16 protein-coding genes are annotated in these 16,398 nt (G+C 66.0%); 11 read left to right on the top strand and 5 right to left on the bottom strand.

Features of this window, described 5'->3' with window-relative positions:
• The 10 genes from AC3A5Z_RS04590 to AC3A5Z_RS04545 all read left to right on the top strand — a co-directional run bounded on the left by AC3A5Z_RS04590 (position 1) and on the right by AC3A5Z_RS04545 (position 10,327).
• A complete protein-coding gene (locus AC3A5Z_RS04590; RefSeq protein ID WP_487518190.1) occupies positions 1–798 on the top strand; it encodes an ABC transporter ATP-binding protein in 798 nt (265 codons plus the stop codon).
• Positions 799–837: 39 nt separating this feature from the next.
• Positions 838–1,563 (top strand): transporter substrate-binding domain-containing protein, encoded by a 726-nt coding sequence (locus AC3A5Z_RS04585; RefSeq protein WP_487518189.1) that lies wholly within the window; start codon positions 838–840, stop codon positions 1,561–1,563.
• Between the two features lie 42 nt (positions 1,564–1,605).
• Positions 1,606–2,487 (top strand): ABC transporter permease, encoded by an 882-nt coding sequence (locus AC3A5Z_RS04580; RefSeq protein ID WP_487518188.1) that lies wholly within the window; start codon positions 1,606–1,608, stop codon positions 2,485–2,487.
• Entirely contained in the window at positions 2,484–3,311 is an 828-nt protein-coding gene (locus AC3A5Z_RS04575) for an ABC transporter permease (RefSeq protein WP_487518187.1), read from the top strand. Before AC3A5Z_RS04580 ends, AC3A5Z_RS04575 begins: the two co-directional genes overlap by 4 nt.
• Positions 3,312–3,315: 4 nt before the next feature.
• Positions 3,316–4,653, top strand: a complete 1,338-nt coding sequence (locus AC3A5Z_RS04570) for a glutamine synthetase family protein (RefSeq protein WP_487518186.1) — start codon at positions 3,316–3,318, stop codon at positions 4,651–4,653.
• A gap of 59 nt (positions 4,654–4,712) precedes the next feature.
• On the top strand, positions 4,713–5,408 hold the full coding sequence (locus AC3A5Z_RS04565; RefSeq protein WP_487518185.1) for a type 1 glutamine amidotransferase: 696 nt from the start codon (positions 4,713–4,715) through the stop codon (positions 5,406–5,408).
• A 3-nt stretch (positions 5,409–5,411) separates the two neighbouring features.
• Positions 5,412–6,767, top strand: a complete 1,356-nt coding sequence (locus AC3A5Z_RS04560; protein WP_107663772.1) for a glutamine synthetase family protein — start codon at positions 5,412–5,414, stop codon at positions 6,765–6,767.
• A complete protein-coding gene (locus tag AC3A5Z_RS04555) occupies positions 6,764–8,065 on the top strand; it encodes an NAD(P)/FAD-dependent oxidoreductase (protein ID WP_487518184.1) in 1,302 nt (433 codons plus the stop codon). Before AC3A5Z_RS04560 ends, AC3A5Z_RS04555 begins: the two co-directional genes overlap by 4 nt.
• Before the next feature lie 109 nt (positions 8,066–8,174).
• Positions 8,175–8,765, top strand: a complete 591-nt coding sequence (locus tag AC3A5Z_RS04550) for an FMN-dependent NADH-azoreductase (RefSeq protein WP_487518183.1) — start codon at positions 8,175–8,177, stop codon at positions 8,763–8,765.
• A gap of 194 nt (positions 8,766–8,959) precedes the next feature.
• The gene (locus tag AC3A5Z_RS04545) at positions 8,960–10,327 is read left to right on the top strand and encodes an aminotransferase (protein ID WP_487518182.1); all 1,368 of its coding nucleotides are present in this window, start codon (positions 8,960–8,962) and stop codon (positions 10,325–10,327) included.
• A 55-nt stretch (positions 10,328–10,382) separates the two neighbouring features.
• Here the strand turns inward: AC3A5Z_RS04545 and phaR are convergent, their stop codons facing one another.
• The 3 genes from phaR to phaC form a co-directional block, all read right to left on the bottom strand.
• Entirely contained in the window at positions 10,383–10,940 is a 558-nt protein-coding gene (phaR, locus tag AC3A5Z_RS04540; protein ID WP_487518181.1) for a polyhydroxyalkanoate synthesis repressor PhaR, read from the bottom strand.
• Positions 10,941–11,065: 125 nt separating this feature from the next.
• Positions 11,066–11,515 (bottom strand): phasin family protein, encoded by a 450-nt coding sequence (locus AC3A5Z_RS04535; RefSeq protein WP_487518180.1) that lies wholly within the window; start codon positions 11,513–11,515, stop codon positions 11,066–11,068.
• Between the two features lie 130 nt (positions 11,516–11,645).
• A complete protein-coding gene (phaC, locus tag AC3A5Z_RS04530; protein WP_487518179.1) occupies positions 11,646–13,484 on the bottom strand; it encodes a class I poly(R)-hydroxyalkanoic acid synthase in 1,839 nt (612 codons plus the stop codon).
• A 104-nt stretch (positions 13,485–13,588) separates the two neighbouring features.
• On the opposite strand from phaC, the gene phaZ reads away from it, so the two are divergent.
• A complete protein-coding gene (phaZ, locus tag AC3A5Z_RS04525) occupies positions 13,589–14,854 on the top strand; it encodes a polyhydroxyalkanoate depolymerase (protein WP_487518178.1) in 1,266 nt (421 codons plus the stop codon).
• Here the strand turns inward: phaZ and AC3A5Z_RS04520 are convergent.
• A complete protein-coding gene (locus tag AC3A5Z_RS04520; protein ID WP_487518177.1) occupies positions 14,843–15,550 on the bottom strand; it encodes an alpha/beta fold hydrolase in 708 nt (235 codons plus the stop codon). The genes phaZ and AC3A5Z_RS04520 overlap by 12 nt on opposite strands.
• On the bottom strand, positions 15,550–16,302 hold the full coding sequence (locus AC3A5Z_RS04515; RefSeq protein WP_487518176.1) for an alpha/beta fold hydrolase: 753 nt from the start codon (positions 16,300–16,302) through the stop codon (positions 15,550–15,552). Before AC3A5Z_RS04515 ends, AC3A5Z_RS04520 begins: the two co-directional genes overlap by 1 nt.
• Positions 16,303–16,398 lie beyond the last annotated feature (96 nt).

Below are 16,398 nucleotides of genomic sequence, written 5' to 3'. Positions count from 1 at the left end.
GTGACCGCCCGACCAAGCCCTGACAGCCGGACGCCCACGGCCCCCGTCATCGAGATCCGCAACCTCCACAAAAGCTATGGCAGCCTTGAGGTGTTGAAGGGGGTCGACATGGTGGCGCCGCGCGGCCATGTGGTTTCGCTGATCGGCTCGTCGGGCTCGGGCAAATCCACGCTGCTGCGCTGCTGCAACCTGCTGGAAGACAGCCAGGACGGCGACATCAAGTTCGAGGGCGAGAGCGTGCGCTGGAAGGGCACGGGGCTCGGGCGGCATCCGGCGGACCGGGCGCAGGTGATCCGCATCCGCACCAACCTGTCGATGGTGTTCCAGCAGTTCAATCTCTGGGCCCACATGACCATCCTGCAGAATGTCATGGAGGCGCCGGTCACCGTGCTGGGCCGCCCGCGCGACGAGGTGGAAGCCTCGGCCCGCAAGTATCTGGCCAAGGTCGGCATCGGCGAGAAATGCGACGCCTACCCGGCCATGCTCTCGGGCGGCCAGCAGCAGCGCGCGGCCATCGCCCGCGCGCTGTGCATGGAGCCGCGCGCCCTTCTGTTCGACGAGCCGACCTCGGCGCTCGACCCCGAGCTGGAGCAGGAGGTGGTGCGCGTCATCAAGGCGCTCGCCGAGGAAGGCCGCACCATGCTGCTGGTCACCCATGACATGCGGCTTGCCGCAGATGTGTCCGACCATGTCGTCTTCCTGCATCAGGGCCGGATCGAAGAAGAGGGCCCGCCCGAACGCCTGTTCGGCGCGCCGCAGACCGAGCGCCTGCGGCAGTTCCTCTCCGCCACCGCCTGAACCACCAAGAACAAGAACACAGCTAACTGGGAGTATCCGATGAACAAGCTGATCCTGACCACCGCCCTGCTGGCGCTCACCGCCGGTGGCGCCTTCGCCCAGCAGACCGTCCGCATGGGCACCGAGGGCGCCTACCCTCCCTACAACTTCATCAACGACGCGGGCGAGGTCGACGGATTCGAGCGCGAGGTGGGCGACGAGCTGTGCAAGCGCGCCTCGCTCACCTGCGAGTGGGTCACCACCGACTGGGACAGCATCATCCCCAACCTGCAGTCCGGCAACTACGACACGATCATCGCCGGGATGAGCATCACCGAAGAGCGCGACAAGGTGCTGGATTTCACCCAGAACTACTTCCCGCCGGCGGTCTCGGCCTATGCGGCGCTGACGCCGGATGCGGATGTGGCGGCGGGCGTCGTCTCGGCGCAGGTCGGCACGATCCAGGCGGCGCATGTCGCGGAATCGGGTGCCACCGTGCTCGAATTCGCCACGCCGGATGAAAGCGTCGCCGCCGTGCGCAACGGCGAGGCCGATGCGGTCTTTGCCGACAAGGATTATCTGGCGCCGATCGTGGCGGAATCGAACGGCCAGTTCTCCTGGGCGGGCGAGGACGTGCAGCTCGGCGGCGGCATCGGCATCGGCATGCGCGAGAGCGACACCGAGCTGAGGGGCAAGTTCGACGCGGCCATCCAGTCGATGAAGGACGACGGCACGCTGAACACCATGATCACCAAGTGGTTCGGCCCCGAAGCCCAGACCTTCTGAGAGAAAGGGCGTCAGGGCCGCCGGTCCTGACGCCTGCACCCCATGTTCGCAAGCTGCGCCGATCCCTCCACACTCGAAGGCCTGAGCTGGCTGCTGTGCTATCTGACGACCGGCAAGCAGATCGCCTTCTACTGGTCCTTCCTGACGGTGCTGACGCTTCTGGCGGTCACGGCGCCCACCGCGCTGGCCTTCGGTTTCGTCGGCGCGATGGCGGCGCGTTCGCCGCTGCTGCCGGTCAGCCTGATCGGGCGCGGCTATACCGCGATGGTGCGCGGCATCCCCGACATCGTCTTCTTCCTGTTCTTCGTCATCGCTCTCGATCAGGGGATCGAGTGGCTCACCCACCAGATCCGCTGCCCCGACTGGACAGAGCCCGTGCGTCAGGGGCTGGAGTTCCGCGTCTGCCCCGAGGCAAAGGTGCCGCCGGGCACCGCGCCGCAGCTCGCCCACCAGATCTATGGCTTCGCCCTCGCCGTCGTCACCTTCGCGCTGGTCTTCGGCGCCTTCGCCGCCAATGTGCTGCTGGGCGCCATGCAGGCCGTGCCGCGCGCGCAGCTCGAGACCGCCGAGAGCTACGGCATGAGCCAGCGGCAGGTGTTCCGCCGCATCCTCGTGCCGCAGATGTGGGTCTATGCCCTGCCCGGCCTGTCTAACCTGTGGATGATCCTCATCAAGGCGACACCGCTTCTGTTCCTGCTCGGCGTACAGGACATCGTCTATTGGGCACGCGAGCTGGGCGGGGCCAAGACCTCGGCCTATGCCTTCCCCCATCCCGACTGGCGGCTCTACTACTTCCTCGTGCTGCTGGTCTTCTACCTCTGCATGACCCGGGTCTCCGAGATCGTGCTGGGCCGTGTGGCGCAGCGGTTGAGCTTCGGTCAGGCCACCGCCGCGGGTGAAGCGCAACGGAAGGCCGCCGCATGAGCTGCTGGGAAACCCTCGGACAATACGCCTTCCGCAGCCTCGGCTTTGGCGAGCGGCTGCTGCCGCGCAGCGATTTCACCCTTTGCCAGCAGTTCACGCTGATCGGTTCGGGGATGATCTGGAACATCTACTTCGGGGTTCTGTCGCTGGTGGCGGGGTTCTTCTTCGCCAACGCGCTGGCGATGGCCAAGGCCAGCCGCCACGCCTGGCTGCGCAAGCCCGCCGAATGGTTCATCTTCGTCTTTCGCGGCTCGCCGCTCTTCATCCAGTTTTTCCTCGCCTACGAGGCGCTGGTGATGCTGCCGCGCGCGGGCATCGTGCTCTGGGGCCTCACGGTCGAGACCTCGTGGCTGACGAAGGCCTGGGCGGGGGCGCTCATCGTGCTCTTCCTCAACACCGCCGCCTATTCGGCCGAGATCTTCTTCGGCGCCTTGCGTTCCATCCCCAAGGGTGATCTGGAGGCCGCCGACGCCTATGGCCTCTCGGGCTGGGCGAAGTTCCGCCGGGTGCAATGGCCGACGATGCTGCGCCTCGCCTGGCCCGCCTATACCAACGAGGCGATCTTCCTGTTCCACGCCACCACGCTGGTGTTCTTTTCCGGATTTCCGGCCTTCCAGCAGCGGGGCGATGCGCTCTATTATGCCAACTACTTCGCCGACAAGACGTTCAACCCCTTCGTGCCTTATCCCATCGTGGCCTTTTACTTCATCTGTCTGACACTTCTGGTCATCTGGCTGTTCGGGGTCGTGAACACACGGCTCAACCGGCATCTGCCGGCAAACACGAGGTCGCGCATCCGGCTGCGACCGCAGATCATCAGGTGAGAGTATGAAAGACTGGCTGAGAAAGCATCCCGAGGTGCGCACCATCCGCGTTGCGGCCGCAGATCTGAACGGTCAGGCCCGCGGCAAGCGCATCCCCGCCCGCTTTGCCGACAAGGTGGTGAAGGAGGGCACACGCTTTCCCTTCTCGGTGCTGAACCTCGACATCTGGGGCGAGGATATCGACAACAGTCCTCTGGTCTTCGAGGAAGGCGATGCCGACGGCATCCTGAAGCCGACCGAGCGTGGCTTCATGCCGATGCCCTGGCTCGAGGCGCCGACGGCACTTCTGCCGATCTGGATGTTCCGCGAGGATGGCCGGCCCTATGACGGCGATCCGCGCCACGCTCTGCGCGCCGTGGTGCAGCGCTACAAGGACCGCGGCCTTACCCCGGTCTGCGCGGTCGAACTGGAGTTCTTCCTGATCGACGACTCCGGCAAGACGCTGCAGGTGCCGCCCTCCCCCCGCTCGGGCAAGCGGCGCAAGGCGTCGGAGACGCTGTCGATCCGCGCGCTCGACGCTTTCGATACGTTCTTCACCGATCTCTACGACGCCTGCGAGGCGATGGACATTCCGGCCGACACCTCCACCTCCGAAACGGGCCTCGGCCAGTTCGAGGTGAACCTGATGCATTGCGACGACGCGCTGCGTGCCGCCGACGATGCCTGGCTGTTCAAGATGCTGGTCAAGGGCCTCGCCCGCCGCCACGGCTTTGCCGCGAGCTTCATGGCCAAGCCCTATCCGGAATATTCCGGCTCTGGGCTGCATGTGCATTTCTCGGTGCTGGATGCCAAGGGCGACAACATCTTCGACTCGGGCGGGCCCAAGGGCACGGCGGCGATGCGGCATGCGGTGGCGGGCTGCCTCAACGCGATGCACGACTCGACGCTGGTCTTCGCACCCCATGCCAACAGCTACGAGCGGCTGGTGCCGGGGATGCATGCGCCGACGGCGATCTCCTGGGGCTACGAGAACCGCACCTCGGCGGTGCGTATCCCGGCGGGTAACCCGCAGGCGCGGCGGATCGAGCATCGCGTGGCAGGCGGCGACGTGAACCCCTACCTCCTGCTCGCCACCATCCTGGGCGCCGCGCTGACCGGCATCGAGGATGGCGACGAGCCGCCCGCCGCGGTGATGGGCAACGCCTATGCGCTGGAAAACCTGCCGCATATCCCGGCGACCTGGGACGACGCGATCGAGGCCTTCGAAAATTCCGCCGTGCTGCCGCGCATCCTGCCACGCGAGCTGATCCGCAACTATGTGCTGACCAAGCGTCAGGAAGCGCATTATCTGGCGGAGCTGAGCCCGGAAGAGCAGGTCGAGCTCTATCTCGACACCGTCTGAACTCTTGCCCGCCCCCGCTCTGTGGGGGTAGGCTCTCGGCCAAACCAAACGGACATTTCATGCTGATCGGCATCCTGCAAACCGGCCTCGCGCCCGACAACCTGTCGGGCGAGATGGGCGATTATCCCGACATGTTCGCCCGTCTGCTCGACGGGCATGGCTTCACCTTCCGCACCTACCGCGTGGTGGACATGGAGTTTCCCGCCGACGTGCAGGACTGCGACGGCTGGCTCCTGACCGGCTCGCGCCACGGCGCCTACGAGGATCACCCCTTCATCCCGCCGCTGGAGGCGTTCATCCGCCGCGCCTATGCGGCGCATGTGCCGATGGTGGGGATCTGCTTCGGCCACCAGATCATCGCCCAGGCGCTCGGCGGCAAGGTCGAGAAATACAAGGGCGGATGGTCGGTCGGCCCGACCGACTACGACTTCGACGGCGAGACCCTGACGCTGAATGCCTGGCACCAGGACCAGGTGACCGAACTGCCCGACAGCGCGACCGTCATTGCCCGCAACGACTTCTGCGAGAACGCCGCCCTCGTCTACGACGACCGCGCCTTCACCGTGCAGGCCCATCCCGAGTTCCGCGACGAGTTTGTCGACGGGCTGATGCGGACCCGCGGCAAGGGCGTGGTGCCGGAAGACCGGATGAAGGCCGCGACCGCCCGGCTCGGCACGAAGCTCGACGCGCCGACCATCTCCGACCGCATCGCCGATTTCTTCAAGCGCCCGCGCGCCCAACACCCCAGAGAGTGACCCATGTCCGACTGGACCAGCAAGATGCCCGAAGCCGCCCGCGACTACATCGCCGGGCGCCGTGTCGACGAGGTGGAGTGTATCGTCTCCGACATTGCCGGCGTCGCCCGGGGCAAGGCGATGCCTGCCTCGAAATTCGGCAGGCAAATCAGCTTCTTCCTGCCGAACTCGATCTTCCTGCAGACCATCACCGGCGAATGGGCCGACAACCCCTCGGGCGCCTTCACCGAGCCCGACATGATCCTCGTGCCGGATTTCTCAACCGCCACCGCCGCGCCCTGGACGGCGGATGTGACGCTGCAGGTGATCCACGACGCCGAAGACCAGCAGGGCCGCCCGGTGCCGACCGCGCCGCGCAACGTGCTGCGCCGGGTGGTGGAGCTCTACAACGCCGAGGGCTGGCAGCCGATCGTCGCGCCGGAGATGGAGTTCTTCCTCACCGCGCGCAACCTCGACCCCAACATGCCGGTCATGCCGCCGATGGGCCGCTCCGGTCGCCGCGCGGCGGGCAAGCAGGCCTACTCGATGAGCGCGGTAGATGAATACGGCAAGGTGATCGACGACATCTACGACTTCGCCGAGGCGCAGGGCTTCGAGATCGACGGCATCCTGCAGGAGGGCGGCGCGGGTCAGGTGGAGATCAACCTCGCACATGGCGACCCGGTGAAGCTCGCGGACGAGATCTTCTTCTTCAAGCGGCTGATACGCGAGGCGGCGCTGCGGCACGACTGTTTCGCCACCTTCATGGCCAAGCCCATCGAGGGCGAGCCGGGCTCGGCCATGCATATCCATCACTCGGTGGTGGATGCGAAGACCGGCCGCAACATCTTCTCCGACAAGAAGGGCGGCGAGACCGAGGCCTTCCTGCATTTCATCGCCGGGATGCAGAACCACCTTCCCGGCGCCATCGCGCTGCTGGCGCCCTACGTCAACAGCTACCGCCGCTACGTCCCCGACTTCGCCGCGCCGATCAACCTCGAATGGGGCCGCGACAACCGCACGACCGGGCTGCGCATCCCGATCTCGGGGCCGGAAGCGCGGCGGCTGGAGAACCGGCTGGCGGGGATGGATTGCAACCCCTACCTCGGCCTCGCGGCCTCGCTCGCCTGCGGCTATCTCGGGCTGAAGGAGGGGAAGACGCCCCGCCCGGAATGCACCGGCGACGCCTACATGTCCGAGACCGATCTGCCCTACAATCTGGGCGACGCGCTTGACCTGCTGGAAGAGAACACCGCGCTGCAGGACGTGCTGGGGCCGGAGTTCTGCCGGGTCTACGATTCGGTGAAGCGCAACGAATACAAGGAGTTCCTGCAGGTCATCAGCCCGTGGGAGCGCGAGCATCTGTTGCTGAACGTATGAACCTGCTCTACGCCAACGACCGCCCCGGCGAATACCCGGCCTCATGGTATGCCGCGACCGCCACGGCGCTCGCCGCCTTCCCGCCCCTGCAGGGCGAGGCGGTGGCCGATGTCTGCGTGGTTGGCGGCGGCTATACCGGGCTGTCGGCGGCGCTGCATCTGGCGCAGCGCGGCTTCTCTGTCGTACTGCTCGAGGCGCATCGGATGGGCTTCGGCGCCTCCGGGCGCAATGGCGGGCAGGTCGGGTCGGGGCAGCGGCTGGAGCAGGACGATCTGGAGCAGATCGCCGGGCGCGAGGACGCGCGGCGGCTCTGGGATCTGGGGGAGGAGGCCAAGGCCCTCGTCCGCGCGCTGATCGCCGATCACGCCATGCCCGTCACCTTCCACCCCGGCATCGCCCATGCCTGCTGGCACGAGCGCGAGGTGGCCCATGCCGAGGCCAATGCCGAGAAGCTGGCGCGGGACTATGGCTATACCGGGATCGAGGTGCTGGACCGCAAGGCGATCCACGCGCTGATCGGGTCAGAGGCCTACAAGGGTGGCGATCTCGACCGCGGCGCCGGGCATCTGCACCCGCTAAACTTCGCGCTGGGGCTGGCCGCCGCCTGCGCCGGGGCCGGGGTGCGGCTGCATGAACGAAGCGCCGTGACGCGGATCGAGGACGGGCCGCAACCGGTCGTGCACACCGATCAGGGCCATGTCCGGGCGCGCCATGTGATCCTCGCCTGCAACGGCTATCTCGGCGGGCTGGAGCCGCAGGTGGCGGCCAAGGTCATGCCGATCAACAATTTCATCGTGGCGACCGAACCTCTGGGCGCGCGCGCCAAGGAGATCCTGTCGCAGCCCATCGCGGTGGCCGACACCAAGTTCGTGGTGAACTACTGGCGGCTCTCCGAGGACAACCGCCTGCTCTTCGGCGGCGGCGAGAGCTATGGCTATCGCTTCCCCGACATCATCAAGACCGTCTCGAAGCCGATGCTGCAGATCTATCCGCAACTCAAGGACACGAAGATCACCCATGCTTGGGGCGGGACGCTGGCGATCACCCTGAACCGCCTGCCCTGCTTCACCCGGCCCCGGCCCAACGTGCTGTCGGCCTCGGGCTATTCCGGGCATGGCCTGGCGATGGCGACGATGGCGGGCAAGGTGATGGCCGAGGCGGTGGCCGGACAGGCCGAGCGCTTCGACCTGATGGCCAGCCTGCCCCAGCCGCGCTTCCCGGGCGGCGCGGCGCTGCGCTGGCCGCTTCTGGTGCTGGCGATGACCTGGTATTCGATGCGCGACCGGCTGGGGCGCTGAGCCCCACTTCTGCGCGGGGCTGCACATCAGCCTTGCGTTGCGGAGGGTGGCGGAGGCTCCCCCGAAAGGTCATGTCCTTGGCCACACCTTCATCCCAAGGACGTATCCCATGACCACCATCCTGCGCCTCGAAAGCTCCATCAAGGGCGAAGCCGCCGTCTCCCGCAAGCTGACCGACCGGATCATCGCCCGGCTGACCGCCGCCCATCCCGACGCGACGGTCATCACCCGCGACCTGTCCAAGGGCCTGTCGCACATCAACGGCGCCTGGCTGGGCGCGGTCTATACCCCCGCCGATGCCCGCGACAGCGACCAGCAGACCATCGCCGCCACCGCCGACGCGCTGCTCGACGAGGTGAAGGCCGCTGATACGCTGGTCATCGCCCTGCCGGTCTACAACTTCGGCATCCCGGCGCATCTGAAAGCCTGGATCGACAACATCGCGCGCAAGGGCGAGAGCTTCACCTATACCGAGAACGGCCCGATCGGCCTGCTGACGGGCAAGCGCGCCATCGTCGCCTTCACCTCGGACGGCACCAAGATGGGCTCCGAGCTTGACCACGCCTCGGGCTACCTGCGCCAGATCCTCGGCTTCTTCGGCATCACCGATGTCGATTTCGTCGCCGCCGACCAGATTGTCTTCGGCCCGGAAGCCGCAATGGCCAAGGCCGAGGCCGAGATCGACGCGCTGGCCGCCTGAACTGCCTCTGCCCGCCGTGGGCGGGCCGCCCACCCCGAGCCCCGTTCCCGGCAGATCGCCCGGAGCGGGGCTTTCCAGCCTTCAAACTGCCCGACAACGCTGCATTCTGCCGGGGCGGCCTGCGAGCCGAGTTGAACCGGGCCCGCCGCCCGGATAGCGTGGCGCACAACCGTAACCGTAAGAGGATCTCCATCATGCGTGACGACGCACCGAACTCGTGGGAATCGCGCGCCGATACCTATTCGCTCTACGGCTTCACCGACCTGCCCTCCGTCGAGCAGCGCGGCGCCGTGGTGCTGACCCATGGCAAGGGGCCCTACGTTTACGACGTGCATGGCCGCAGCTATCTCGATGCCAACTCGGGTCTGTGGAACATGGTGGCGGGCTTCGACCATCCGGGTCTGACCGAGGCCGCCAAGGCGCAATATGACAAGTTCCCCGGCTATCACGCCTTCTTCGGACGGATGTCGGACCAGACGGTGATGCTGTCCGAAAAGCTGGTCGAGGTCTCGCCCTTCGACCGGGGCCGGGTGTTCTACACCAACTCGGGATCGGAAGCGAACGACACGATGGTCAAGATGCTGTGGTTCCTCGGCCTCGCCGAAGGCAAGCCGCAGCGCCGCAAGATCATCACCCGGATCAACAGCTATCACGGCGTGACCGCGGTCTCGGCCTCGATGACCGGCAAGCCCTACAACTCGGTCTTCGGCCTGCCGCTGCCGGGCTTCATCCATGTCGGCTGCCCGCATTACTGGCGCTTCGGCCAGGACGGCGAGAGCGAGGAGCAGTTCACCGCCCGCATGGCCGCAGAGCTGGAAGCCACGATCATCAAGGAAGGCCCCGACACCATCGCGGGCTTCTTCGCCGAGCCGGTGATGGGCGCGGGCGGGGTGATCCCGCCGTCCAAGGGCTATTTCCAGGCGATCCAGCCGGTCTTGAAGCGCTACGGCATCCCGCTGATCTCGGATGAGGTCATCACCGGCTTCGGGCGCACCGGCAACACCTGGGGCTGCGAGACCTACGACTTCATGCCCGACGCGATCATCTCGTCGAAGAACATCACCGCGGGCTTCTTCCCGATGGGCGCGGTGATCCTGGGGCCGGAACTGTCGGACCGGATCCAGGCGGCGGCGGAAGCCATCGAGGAATTCCCGCACGGCTTCACCGCCTCGGGTCACCCGGTCGGCTGCGCCATCGCGCTGAAGGCGATCGACGTGGTGATGAACGAGGGTCTGGCCGAGAACGTGAAGAGCCTGACGCCGAAGTTCGAGGCCGGGCTGTCCTATCTGGCCGAGAACCCCAACATCGGCGAATGGCGCGGCAAGGGCCTGATGGGCGCCTTGGAAGCGGTGAAGGACAAGGCCACCAAGACCCCCTTCCCCGGCACGCTGTCGGTGTCGGAGCGGATCGCGAACACCTGCACCGATCACGGGCTGATCTGCCGCCCGCTGGGTCAGGCCATCGTGCTCTGCCCGCCGTTCATCATGACCGAGGGCCAGATGGACGAAATGTTCAACAAGCTGGGCGAGGCACTGAAGAAGGTCTTCGCCGAAGTGGCCTGACCGAACGACTGCGGGCGCCCTTCGGGGCGCCCGCATCGCATTCCGGCAGGGCCGGTCAGAGGTTCGAGAGTTTCTTCTGCAACTCGGCCAGCTGCTTCTTGATCTGCGCCAGCTCGTCGGCATTGGCGGGATCGAGCGGCGCCTCTTCCTTGCTGGCCCCCGGCGTGGTCCAGCCCGGCAGCGCCATCATCGTCTTCATGAAGGCTTCCTGCTGCTTGCGCATCACCTCGAAGCCCGGCATCGCCGTCATCGGATTGGGGATCGCCGTCAGGTTTTCCATCATCTTGGTCTGGCCGGTCCGGAGCATCTCGAAGGAGGCGGCGAGGAACTGTGGCACGACCGACTGCACCTCGGTGGTGTAGCTGCGCACCAGGTCGGTCAGCACCCCCAGCGGCAGCACGTTGTCGCCCTTGCTCTCATGCTCGGCCACGATCTGCAGCAGATACTGCCGCGTCAGGTCATCGCCGGATTTGAGATCGATGATCTGCACTTCGCGCCCGGCCCGGATGAACCCCGCGATGTCCTCCAGCGTCACATAGTCGCTCGTCTCGGTATTGTAGAGACGGCGGCTGGCATAACGCTTGATGAGCAGCGGCTTGTCGGTCTCGGCCATCAAAAACGATCCTCTTTATGCGCCTGCGGAAAAGCTTAGGGCAGCGCAGCATAAAAAGAAAGGGCGGGCTTTTGGCCCGCCCCCGCATCCTGCTCCGGGAGGAAAGATCAGGACGCTCAGTCGGATCAGCGCGCCGGCGTCGAGACTTTCTTGGCGGCGGTGGTCACGTCGGAGGTGGCTTTCTTGACGGCGGCGGTCGCGTCTTCCGACATGTCCTTGCCAGCGGCCAGCATCAGCTCGACGGTTTCCATCTGCACCTTCTTCGCCACTTCGGCGAAGGCGGCCATGTTCTCGGCAGCCATCTCGGCCGCGGCCGAGGCGAAGTCGGTGGCGGCTTTGGTGTATTCGGTCGGCTCGGTCTTGGCCTTCGACATGTCGCCGAACTTGGCGATCGTGTCCTTGGCCCATTTCGAGGTGATCTCGGTCGACTTCTCGGCGGCTTCGAGAGCCACTTTCGACAGTTTCTCGGTCATCGCGGCCTGGGTCTTGAAAGCGTTCTGGAATGCAGTGGAGTCCACCGGGAAGGAGGACATCATATCTTGCATGACTTTGGTAAAGTCCGGGGTCTTCGTCATGTGCCTTGCTCCTGCGATCGGGCGCCATGCCCGTGTTTCCTGATGCCCAAGATATAAATGCTGCAGTGCAGAAAATCAAGTATTATTCTGCACTGCAGCATTTAGCGGGCTGCGGGAGCGGGCCGCGGCTTCAGACAGGAACATCAACCGCTTGCCGGGCCGCCTCCTGCCGGTCGGCAGGCAGGACATAGGTTCCCGGCGCGGGCGCCAGCACCGGATGCTTCGAATCACCCAAGGGCCGGGCCTTGATCTGCTTGCCCGAACGCTTTGCCAGCCACTCGCCCCAACGCGGCCACCACGAGCTCTGCACGAAGCTCGCGCCATCGCGGAACTCTTCGGGCGTGGTGAGCGGCGCCTCGTTCAAATAATGGCCGTATTTGCCCTTGGAGGGCGGGTTGACGATGCCGGCGATATGGCCCGACTGCGACAGGATGAAGGTCTTGTCGGTCGAGCCGAACTGCCGGATGCCGTTGTAGCTGCTGCGCCAGTCGGCGATGTGGTCGGTCTCGCAGGCGATGGCACAGACGGGCAGCTTGATGTCGGACAGCGAGACCGGGGCGCCCAGCACCGGAAAGCCGCCCTGCGCCAGCCGGTCCTGCTGGCAGAGACCGCGCAGGTATTCCACCGCCATCTTGGCCGGGAGATTGGTGCCGTCGCCGTTCCAGAACAGCAGGTCGAAGGCGGGCGGAGACTCCCCCAGCATGTAGCTCTTGATCGCGGGCTGGTAGATCAGATCGTTCGAGCGCAGGTAGCTGAAGGTCCGCGCCATGAAGGTCTTGTCGAGAATGCCATCCACCGCGACCTGACGTTCGATCCCGTCGACGAAATCGTCGTTCAGGAAGACGCCAACCTCGCCCTGATCCGAGAAATCGGTGAGCGTGGTGAAGAAGGTCGCCGACTTCACCGACTGGTCGCCCGCGTTTTCCAGATGGCCCAGCGTCAGCGACAGAGTGGTGCCGGCGATGCAATAGCCCACCGCGTTGATCTGCTTCTGCCTGGTGATCGAGCGCACCTCGGCGATCGCGCGCATGTAGCCGTCACGGATGTAGTCGTCCATGCCGACATCGGCATAGCTCGCATCCGGGTTCACCCATGACACGACGAAGAGCGTGAAGCCCTGATCGACGATCCACTTGATCAGCGAGTTCTGCGGCTTGAGGTCGAGGATGTAGAACTTGTTGATCCACGGCGGGAAGATCAGCAGCGGCGTCTCGTGCACGGTGGGGGTGGTCGGGGAATACTGGATCAGCTCCAGCATCCGGTTGCGATAGACCACCGCCCCTTCCGAAGTGCCGATGTTGTGGCCGACCTGAAAGGCGTCACGATCGGCCAGCGTCACCAGAAGATCGCCGGAATTGGCCTCGATGTCGCGGACAAGGTTCTCCAGCCCCTGCACCAGGCTCTCGCCATCGGTCTCCACCGCCCGCTCCAAGGCGTCGGGATTGGTGCCGAGGAAGTTCGTCGGCGAAAACATGTCGACGATTTGCTTGGAAAAATACTCGACGCGCTTCTTGTCGGCGGGCTCGATCGTCTCCAGCCCCGAGACCGCCTGCGACACGGCCTCGGCATTCATCAGATACTGCTGCTTGAGGTAGTTGAAGAAGGGATGCGTCTCCCACAGCGGGTTGGAAAAGCGGCGGTCCTTGGGGGTCGGGTCCGGCGGAGCCTTGAGCTCGCCCCTCACAAGCGCCTGTTGCGCCTCGACATAATGCTTCAGGCTCTTGCCCCAGAAGCTGATCTGATGCTCGAGGATCTTGGCGGGGTTCTGCATCATCTCGGCGACATAGGCGGTCGCCGCCTTGAGGAAGACCTCGTTGCTAGGGCCGTGCAGCGCGGGATCTGCGGCCTTTCGGCGCGTCAACGCCGCCGTCAGGCGCTTGGAAAGGGCGTCGATCTTGACCAGATTGGCGTTCAACCGCTCCAGATGTGCCTCTTCCGATGGCCGGGCGCCATTCTCTTCAGTTGTCATACGCCAGATTCCCCCCTAAAATTCTGCTCTGCAGCATCGTGTCGCCTGACTCGGGCGTTTCAGCGACGGGTTCTGAATCCGCCCCAACCGGGCAAGGAGACGCAATGAAGTATATGGCAACCTACGATCTTATGGAAACCGCGCGCAACACCAACGAGTGGATGGGTGCGACCGCGCGGGCGATGGCCTCCTATCCGATGTTCGCCATGACCATGAGCCCGATGCTGGCGCTAAGCGCCGCCTGGGGCGAAGTGACCGAACGCAGCTTCTCCCGCATGGTCGCCAAACCCGACTGGGGCATCCGCTCGGTTGTCGGCAAGGACGGCACCGACCATCTGGTCGATGTGCTGCCGGTGGTGGAAAAGCCTTTCGGCAGCCTGATCCACTTCTCGGTCCGCCGCCGCGAGCCGATGGCGCGCAAGGTGCTGCTGGTGGCGCCGATGTCGGGGCATTATGCCACACTGCTGCGCTCCACAGTGTCGAGCCTGCTGCCCGACTGCGATGTCTATGTCACCGACTGGCACAATGCCCGCGACATTCCGGTGTCGGCAGGCAAGTTCGATATCGAGGATTACACGCTCTACCTCGTCGATTTCATGCGGGCGCTGGGGCCGGACATCCATGTGATCGCCGTCTGCCAACCCGCGCCGCTGACGCTGGCCGCCACCGCCTATCTGGCGGGCGAGGATCCCTCCGCGCAGCCGCGCACGCTGACGCTGATCGGCGGGCCGATCGACCCGGATGCCGCGGCGACCGACGTGACCGATTTCGGCCGCCGCATCACCATGGGCCAGCTGGAGCAGCTGGCGGTCCAGCGCGTCGGCTTCAAGTACAAGGGCGCCGGGCGGCTGGTCTATCCGGGGTTGCTGCAGCTGCAAAGCTTCATCTCGATGAACCTCGAGCGGCACCAGAAGGCGTTTTCCGAACAGATCATGCGGGTGGCGCAGGGCGAAGCCTCGGACCATGACGCGCACAACCGCTTCTACGACGAGTACCTCGCGGTGATGGACATGACGGCGGAGTTCTATCTGTCCACCGTCGAGCGCATCTTCAAGAATGGCGAGATCGCGAAGAACGAATTCGTGGTGGCCGGCAAGAAGGTGGACATCGGCGCGATCACGCAGGTCGCGGTGAAGACCGTCGAGGGTGAGAAGGACGACATCTCCGCCCCCGGCCAATGCGTCGCCGCGCTGAAGCTGCTGACCGGCCTGCCCGACAGCAAGAAAGCCAGCCATCTGGAGCCGGGAGCGGGCCACTACGGCATCTTCGCCGGGAAAAGCTGGCGGCTGAACATCCGCCCGCTGGTCCTGAACTTCATCGACGCCAACTCACCGAAGAAGCCGGTGATCGCGCTGGCCTCATCGAACTGAGGAGGGCCCGTCGAGGAAGGCCCGGAGCGCCGCCGTGACAGCCTCGGGCTGTTCCAGCGGCGCGAGGTGGCCGGCATCCTCGATGATCTGCAGCCGACCGTAGGGCATCAGCGCCGAGAGGAAATCCTGCCGGCGCAGCGGCACCACCGTGTCGAGCCGCCCGGCGAGGATCAGCACCGGCAGCATCGCCCGCCGCATCACCTTCTGCTGGTCGGGACGCCGCTGCATCGCCCGCGACTGGCCGAGGAAGGCGTCGGCCCCCAGCCCCACCGCCATCTCCTGCAACAGCGCCAGCGTGGCGTCGCGCGTCTCCAGCGGGGCCAGCGCGCCGGGCGGGATCTCGTCCAGCGCCACCTGCGCGATGCGCCCCATCCGCGCGCCCACCATTCGCGCTTCACGGGCGGCGGCAAGCTGCGGCGTCTCGGCCATCGGGTTCGAGGCGATCAGCGCCATGCGGCTGACCCGCTCCGGCGCGCGGCGGAACACGTCGAGCGCCACATCGCCCCCGAGCCCATGCCCGACCAGCGCCACCTTCGCCGGCGTCGCCTCCAGCACCGCTTCCGACATCTCCTCCACCGTCGCCTGCAGCGGCAGCATCACCGTGACGGCGCGGCTCTGCGACAGCTGCAGGATCTGGTGCAGGAACAGCCGCGCATCGCAGAGCATGCCCGGAATGAAGATCACCGGCTCGGCCATCAGCGCATCCCCGCCAGCAGATCGGTGACGGTGGCCTCGATCAGCGCCAGACAGTCCGGGCTGGAGAAGCGGTGGTCGGCGCCCTTCACCAGCGTTAGGCGGATATCGCCGCCCGTCGCGTGGTCCAGCAGCCGCAGCGCCACGGCGGGCGGCACGTCGGTGTCGGCGGTGCCCTGCAGCAGCCGCACCGGGAAGGGCAGCGGCAAGGGCTCGCGCAGCACCAGCCGGTTGCGACCTTCCTCGATCAGGCGGCGGGTGATGATATAGGGCTCATCGGAATAGTCCGAAGGCTGCGCCACCTGCCCGTCGCGCAGCAGGGCGGCGCGCTGATCGGCGTCGAAGGCCGTCCACATGCTGTCCTCGGTGAAATCCGGCGCGGCGGCGATTCCGACCAGCCCCGCGATCTGCTCGGGCATAGCCTTCGCCAGCAGCAGCGAGATCCAGCCACCCATCGACGAGCCGACGAGCAACAGCGGTCCCGGGGCAAGCGTCAGCGCCGCCCGCGCATCCTCGAACCAGTCGCCGATCGCCCCGTCGAGAAAGGCGCCCGAGGAGGCGCCGTGGCCGGAATAGTCGAAGCGCAGGAAGCCCCTGCCCTCGCGCTCGGCCCAGGCCTGCAGGTGCTGCGCCTTGCTGCCCTCCATGTCGGAGCGGAAGCCGCCGAGAAAGACTACCGTCGGCCCCTGCCCCGGCGTCAGGCGATAGGCGATGCGCCGTCCCTCTGGTGTCGTCAGGAATTGCGGCTCGGACATGGGGCCTCCTCGGATTTTTGCCTTGCATAACAAAGCCCGGCCCCTGCGGCCAGCCGCCGGTTGACTTTCCCCGGCGCGAAAGGCAAAACCCCGCCC

The sequence above is a fragment of the Cereibacter sp. Soil_C_27 genome (assembly GCF_057657095.1).
This window is presented reverse-complemented; position numbering and strand designations above follow the sequence as displayed.

Excerpts from the sequence above, each read along its gene's own strand:
- AC3A5Z_RS04585 (WP_487518189.1), top strand. The coding sequence starts at position 838 with ATGAACAAGCTGATCCTGACCACCGCCCTGCTGGCGCTCACCGCCGGT.
- AC3A5Z_RS04580 (WP_487518188.1), top strand. The coding sequence starts at position 1,606 with ATGTTCGCAAGCTGCGCCGATCCCTCCACACTCGAAGGCCTGAGCTGG.
- AC3A5Z_RS04575 (WP_487518187.1), top strand. The coding sequence starts at position 2,484 with ATGAGCTGCTGGGAAACCCTCGGACAATACGCCTTCCGCAGCCTCGGC.
- AC3A5Z_RS04570 (WP_487518186.1), top strand. The coding sequence starts at position 3,316 with ATGAAAGACTGGCTGAGAAAGCATCCCGAGGTGCGCACCATCCGCGTT.
- AC3A5Z_RS04565 (WP_487518185.1), top strand. The coding sequence starts at position 4,713 with ATGCTGATCGGCATCCTGCAAACCGGCCTCGCGCCCGACAACCTGTCG.
- AC3A5Z_RS04560 (WP_107663772.1), top strand. The coding sequence starts at position 5,412 with ATGTCCGACTGGACCAGCAAGATGCCCGAAGCCGCCCGCGACTACATC.
- AC3A5Z_RS04555 (WP_487518184.1), top strand. The coding sequence starts at position 6,764 with ATGAACCTGCTCTACGCCAACGACCGCCCCGGCGAATACCCGGCCTCA.
- AC3A5Z_RS04550 (WP_487518183.1), top strand. The coding sequence starts at position 8,175 with ATGACCACCATCCTGCGCCTCGAAAGCTCCATCAAGGGCGAAGCCGCC.
- AC3A5Z_RS04545 (WP_487518182.1), top strand. The coding sequence starts at position 8,960 with ATGCGTGACGACGCACCGAACTCGTGGGAATCGCGCGCCGATACCTAT.
- phaR (WP_487518181.1), bottom strand. The coding sequence starts at position 10,940 with ATGGCCGAGACCGACAAGCCGCTGCTCATCAAGCGTTATGCCAGCCGC.
- AC3A5Z_RS04535 (WP_487518180.1), bottom strand. The coding sequence starts at position 11,515 with ATGACGAAGACCCCGGACTTTACCAAAGTCATGCAAGATATGATGTCC.
- phaC (WP_487518179.1), bottom strand. The coding sequence starts at position 13,484 with ATGACAACTGAAGAGAATGGCGCCCGGCCATCGGAAGAGGCACATCTG.
- phaZ (WP_487518178.1), top strand. The coding sequence starts at position 13,589 with ATGAAGTATATGGCAACCTACGATCTTATGGAAACCGCGCGCAACACC.
- AC3A5Z_RS04520 (WP_487518177.1), bottom strand. The coding sequence starts at position 15,550 with ATGGCCGAGCCGGTGATCTTCATTCCGGGCATGCTCTGCGATGCGCGG.
- AC3A5Z_RS04515 (WP_487518176.1), bottom strand. The coding sequence starts at position 16,302 with ATGTCCGAGCCGCAATTCCTGACGACACCAGAGGGACGGCGCATCGCC.